3 protein-coding genes, 1 tRNA gene and 1 other annotated feature are annotated in these 5437 nt (G+C 30.5%); of the genes, 1 reads left to right on the top strand and 3 read right to left on the bottom strand.

Annotated elements, in window-relative coordinates:
* The first annotated feature begins 560 nt into the window (after positions 1–560).
* Positions 561–1583 (top strand): DUF5050 domain-containing protein, encoded by a 1023-nt coding sequence (locus L1S46_RS26065; protein WP_238901419.1) that lies wholly within the window; start codon positions 561–563, stop codon positions 1581–1583.
* Between the two features lie 62 nt (positions 1584–1645).
* Here the strand turns inward: L1S46_RS26065 and murD are convergent, their stop codons facing one another.
* From murD to L1S46_RS26080, 3 genes are all read right to left on the bottom strand, one after another.
* Positions 1646–3022, bottom strand: coding sequence for a UDP-N-acetylmuramoyl-L-alanine--D-glutamate ligase (murD, locus tag L1S46_RS26070; RefSeq protein WP_238901421.1), 1377 nt, complete (start codon positions 3020–3022; stop codon positions 1646–1648).
* 148 nt (positions 3023–3170) lie between these two features.
* Entirely contained in the window at positions 3171–4562 is a 1392-nt protein-coding gene (locus tag L1S46_RS26075) for a glycine--tRNA ligase (protein WP_238901423.1), read from the bottom strand.
* Between the two features lie 50 nt (positions 4563–4612).
* Positions 4613–4786, bottom strand: a binding site (T-box leader).
* 75 nt (positions 4787–4861) lie between these two features.
* Positions 4862–4936, bottom strand: a tRNA-Asn gene (locus L1S46_RS26080).
* Positions 4937–5437: the final 501 nt, after the last annotated feature.

Below are 5437 nucleotides of genomic sequence, written 5' to 3' on the forward strand. Positions count from 1 at the left end.
TCAAACTCTCAATAAAAAGTTTAATCTTAGCTTACTCAAATAAAAATTGCTGGTTTACTTAAATGTATTTATCATATTCTGTTCAATTTTCAAAGATCTCTCAGTCAAACTTGACTGCTTTATTATGATAACATCATTAGCTATCGTTGTCAATAATTATTTTTAATATTTTTTATAATTATTTAAAACTTTTTAGCTAATTTCTTATCTGTTGTTCATCAATTACTCGTGACAACGAATATAATCATATCATGTTTTTTATACAATATTACCTGCATATCCATTGTTATCAATAATTATAATTGATATACCTGCCTTTTTCTAATAAATACTCATTATTCCACCATGTGACACACGTGGAAGTGTTAATTGTATTGTTTCAATTATTTTCTATAAAAGGCCCGCAAAAACATATAACAACGTCTTTACTGTTATAGGAATCTACTCTAATATTAATAATATAGAATAGAATAGAATAGAATTAATTACTTAATAATTAATTATTCCTATTTATCTATAAATACTATTATATATAATTTTAGTTTCAGGAGATTTTAATTATGAATAAAGGAATTTTTTATTTCATTTTACCATTTACCATGTTTTCTTTTATAGGATGCTCAAGCAACATCGCTTCGCCATCCAACTCACAGACAGCTCCCCCTTCCAAAACATCAATACAAGTACAAAATACCCAAGCAATGGATGCAACTGAGCCTAATTCATTTATCTTAACTAGTAGCTCTTCATACTTTTGTCCATTCCTTTTTAATGGTAACAACTTAATATTTCCAAATCCCGATGAGAATAATAGAATTTCAATTATTCCTTCTCCTTTGCCTAAAGATATTCTCGAAAGTAAGAGCGTTACTGATTTTGCAAATTATTCTGCTGATAATATGACCTTAATTAATCAAATGATTTATTTTTCAAATGGTTCAGATAATAATGCTTTATCTTCATTTAACATTTCTGATAAAACTTACACAAAGTTGAATGACGATTCAGTAAATAATTTAATAGCTTCTAATTCAGAATTATTCTACATAAATAAAAATAACGAAAATAGGATTTACAAATATAATACATCAACATCAGAACACTCATTGGTATGTCCTGATAGTGTAGGCTCTTTTATAATTAATGGAGATTTTATTGTGTATCAAAACTTAAGTGATAACTCAAAATTATATTCAATAAAAACGGATGGTAGTAATAGACAAAAACTTACCGATTACACAGCTAATAGCTTTATAGTTTTTGATGGGCAGTTACTTTTTTTTAATTCTTCTGATAACAATAATCTATACTCACTGGACCCATCTACATTAAGCTGCAAGAGAATTTCCATAATGAATGGATTTCAGTTAAAAATTATAGATAAATCTATATATTTTATTAACGGCAGTGACTCAAATAACTTATACGCACTATCAGTAGACTTAAAAAATTCAACCGCTACCTCTAAACCAGAGATATCAGAGGGTATAAATGAATATTATTTGACTACCTCAGGTATATTCTATAGCCCAAGTATAAATGTGAATAATATATACTTCAAAGATTTTTCTTCTAAAAGTTAATGCAAAATAGGAGATAAGTATTTATAACTAAACACTTATCTCCTATTTCTTGCATTATGCACTTATAAAGACTTCACTATCTCTTTAAACTTATTACCTCTTATCATAAAATTAGGATACATATCAAATGATGCACAAGCAGGTGATAGAGTGACAATATCGCCTGGATTCGCTATGCTTTCAGCAAGTCTTACTGCCTCTTCCAAAGACTCAACCATATTTATATTAATTTTAATTCCTTTTTCATTTTCTAAATTATCAAAAACATCTTTGATCTTGTGCTTTGTCGCTCCCATAAGGATCAATTCTTTTATATATGGGTACCCCTCATATGCTAAAGGTTCAAAAGGTATATTCTTATCATACCCTCCTGCAATAACTATTACTTTTTCATCAAATGCTCTAAGCCCCGCTAAAGTTCTTGTAGGACTTGAAGCAATAGAATCATTATAATATTTAACTCCGTCTATCTCTCTTACAAGTTCACACCTATGTTCAACGCCAGCAAATGTTTCAGCAACTTTTTTCATTACCTCCACAGAGACATCGTCTTTTGTTGCTAAAAATGCTGCAAGATAATTTTCAACATTATGCATCCCCTTAATTACGATATCGTCTTTTTTGCAAACTTCCTTGTCTTCAAGATAGAGTATCCCATTTTTATAGTATGCCCCATCTATCAGTTCTCTTTTTGAACTGAACTCTTTCACATTTCCTTTCGCTTCTTTTATAAATCCATGGGTAATTTCGTTTTCTCTATTCACTACTAAAAGTCCACTTGAATTTTGATATATAAAGATATTCTTTTTCGCATCTATATACTCTTGCATACTTTTATGCATGTCTAAGTGATTTGGGGATAAATTTGTACATACTGCAACATCTATTTCTTGAGTCATTGTCATAAGTTGAAAGCTAGATAACTCTAATACAACTTTATCTTCATCATGTATGTTTTCTATTTCTGAAAATAATGGAGTTCCTATATTTCCTCCGACCCATGTTTTATACCCTTGACCTTCTAGTAACTTAGAAATAATTGTTGTTGTTGTTGTCTTTCCATCGCTACCGGTTATTCCATAGACTTTTCCTCTTGTATACCTAACGAACTCTTCCATCTCAGAAGTAACATATGCTCCTTCTTTTCTAGCCCTTACTAATGCTTCACTATCATTCCTCATTGATGGTGTTTTAAATATCACATCAAACCCTTTTAAGTTATCTAGATATTTTTCTCCAAGCTCCAGCTTAACTCCCTTTTTATTAAATCCATCTGCAACATCTCCAAGTTCTTCTAAATTCTTTTTGTCAAAAGCCGTTACAGCAGCACCTAAATCTATTAAAAAATTGATTAACGGAATATTACTTACTCCAATTCCAACAACTCCAACTTTCTTACCCACTATAAATTCTTTAAACTCATTAAAATCCTTCTTCATGATTTATCCTCCAAATTCAAATCTCTATCCATCGTATATATTATTGCCAAAATTTGTTCTTCATTATTTTAATTATAACACTTGCAACAAAAAAATAAACTGACCCAAGAAGAAATTATCTTGAATCAGTTTTTATTTAGGTATAATCCTAAAATTCCAAACTTGCTTGGATATAATTTTCTATTTCACTTATTTTAATTCTTTCTTGTTCCATAGTATCTCTATTTCTAATTGTTACTGACTCATCCTCTAATGTATCGAAATCTATTGTTATACAATAAGGAGTTCCAATTTCATCTTGTCTTCTGTATCTCTTACCTATACTTCCTGTTTCATCGAAATCAAGATTGAATTTCTTACTTAACTCCGCATAAATATCCAAAGATTTTTCTGATAGCTTTTTAGAAAGAGGCAATATTGCTGCTTTAAACGGAGCTAATGCTGGGTGTAAATGTATTACAGTTCTAACATCTCCACCTTCTAACTCTTCTTCATCATATGCTTCAATTAAAAATGCTAAAGCAACTCTATCTGCGCCTAACGAAGGCTCTATAACATATGGAACATATTTCTCATTAGTTGTTTGATCTAAATAGCTTAAATCCTGGCCAGAATGTTCTTGATGTTTAGATAAATCATAATCAGTTCTATCTGCTATTCCCCAAAGTTCTCCCCAACCAAATGGGAATAAATATTCTATATCAGAAGTTGCATTCGAGTAGAAAGATAACTCTTCTTCTCCATGATCTCTCATTCTTAAATTTTCTGACTTAACATTCAAGTTTAGCAAGAAGTTCCAACAATAGTCCTTCCAATATTTGTGCCACTCTAAATCAGTTCCAGGCTTACAGAAGAATTCTAATTCCATTTGTTCAAATTCTCTTGTTCTGAAAGTAAAATTACCAGGTGTAATTTCATTTCTAAAAGATTTACCTATTTGGGCTATACCAAATGGTACTTTTTTTCTTGATGTTCTTTGCACTGCTTTAAAATTAACAAAAATACCTTGTGCTGTTTCTGGTCTTAAATACATTTCTGATTTAGCATCTTCAGTAACACCTTGAAATGTTTTAAACATAAGATTAAACTTTCTTATATCTGTGTAGTTCATCTTTCCACATTTGGGACAAACTATGTTATTTCTTTCAATATATTCTTTCAATTGTTCGTTAGTCCATCCATCAGCTGTCGCTACCTCTGCTCCATTTTCTGTCATATGATCTTCAACTAATTTATCAGCTCTAAATCTTGCCTTACATTCCTTACAATCCATTAATGGGTCTGAAAAACCTCCAACATGCCCTGATGCAACCCAAACTTCTCTATTCATTAAAATAGCAGAATCTAATCCAACATTATACGGACTTTCTTGAACAAATTTTTTCCACCATGCTTTTTTTACATTATTTTTGAATTCTACTCCTAAAGGACCGTAATCCCACGAATTAGCTAGACCACCGTATATATCTGAGCCTGGAAATACAAATCCTCTATTTTTACAAAGAGCCACAATCTTATCCATTGTTTTTTCTACTGCCATTGTTTTATCCCTCCAAATATATTTTTATAAAATAAAAAAGGCTTTAAGCACAAAGGGACGAAATATAATTCCGCGGTTCCACCCTTCTTGGCTTAAGCCCATCTTTCTTCATCGATTTCCTCACACTCAAAAGCTCCATTCATTTATAACCAATAATGATTTCCACCAAACATCATCTCTCTTCAACTGACTTATAAATTACTTTTCTTTTTCAACATGTGTATTTAATTTATAAATTAATTTTAACAAAATCATTTTATATGTCAAGTCTGAATATTTTCTAAAAAAATATAAAAAAATGGCTCCGCGAAGAGGACTCGAACCTCCAACCTATCGGTTAACAGCCGAGTGCTCCACCATTGAGCTATCGCGGAACGTCATTACTTAATCTATTATATCAGTTTTTTTAGATTATGCAACCCTTTTTTAATAAAATATCAAAATTATATCTCTATACTATAAAAGTTATCAAATAACATCTACATTTTAGAATTAATACATATTATATATTCCTAATTCATCTTTATAGAGCCTGAAAAGAACAAATTCTCAAGCGATTGTGGAACTGTAGATTTTTATGCATCTGATTTTCAAATGTATGTGAGAAAAATTAAGCAGGCTAATATATTTTTTCATTCTCTTTACAAACTGTGATTCTCTGAGTAAGTATTTCCATAACTTATGCCCTCAAGAGTTACAATGTTCACAACTTTAAATTTAGTATAAATTCATATGGAATAAAAAAAGCCATAACAATGCTTTCAAAATGCATGCTATAGCTTATAATACTATTCTAAAAAAAATAAAAAAATGGCTCCGCGAAGAGGACTCGAACCTCCAACCTATCGGTTAACAGCCGAGTGCTCCACCATTGA

Origin of the sequence: Clostridium sp. YIM B02500, assembly GCF_022324665.1 — a bacterium.
Taxonomy (GTDB): Bacteria; Bacillota; Clostridia; order Clostridiales; family Clostridiaceae; genus Clostridium; species Clostridium beijerinckii.

Bases quoted from the DNA above. Each gene is read 5' to 3' on its own strand.
- murD (WP_238901421.1), bottom strand. From the start codon at position 3,022: ATGAAGAAGGATTTTAATGAGTTTAAAGAATTTATAGTGGGTAAGAAA.
- L1S46_RS26065 (WP_238901419.1), top strand. From the start codon at position 561: ATGAATAAAGGAATTTTTTATTTCATTTTACCATTTACCATGTTTTCT.
- L1S46_RS26075 (WP_238901423.1), bottom strand. From the start codon at position 4,562: ATGGCAGTAGAAAAAACAATGGATAAGATTGTGGCTCTTTGTAAAAAT.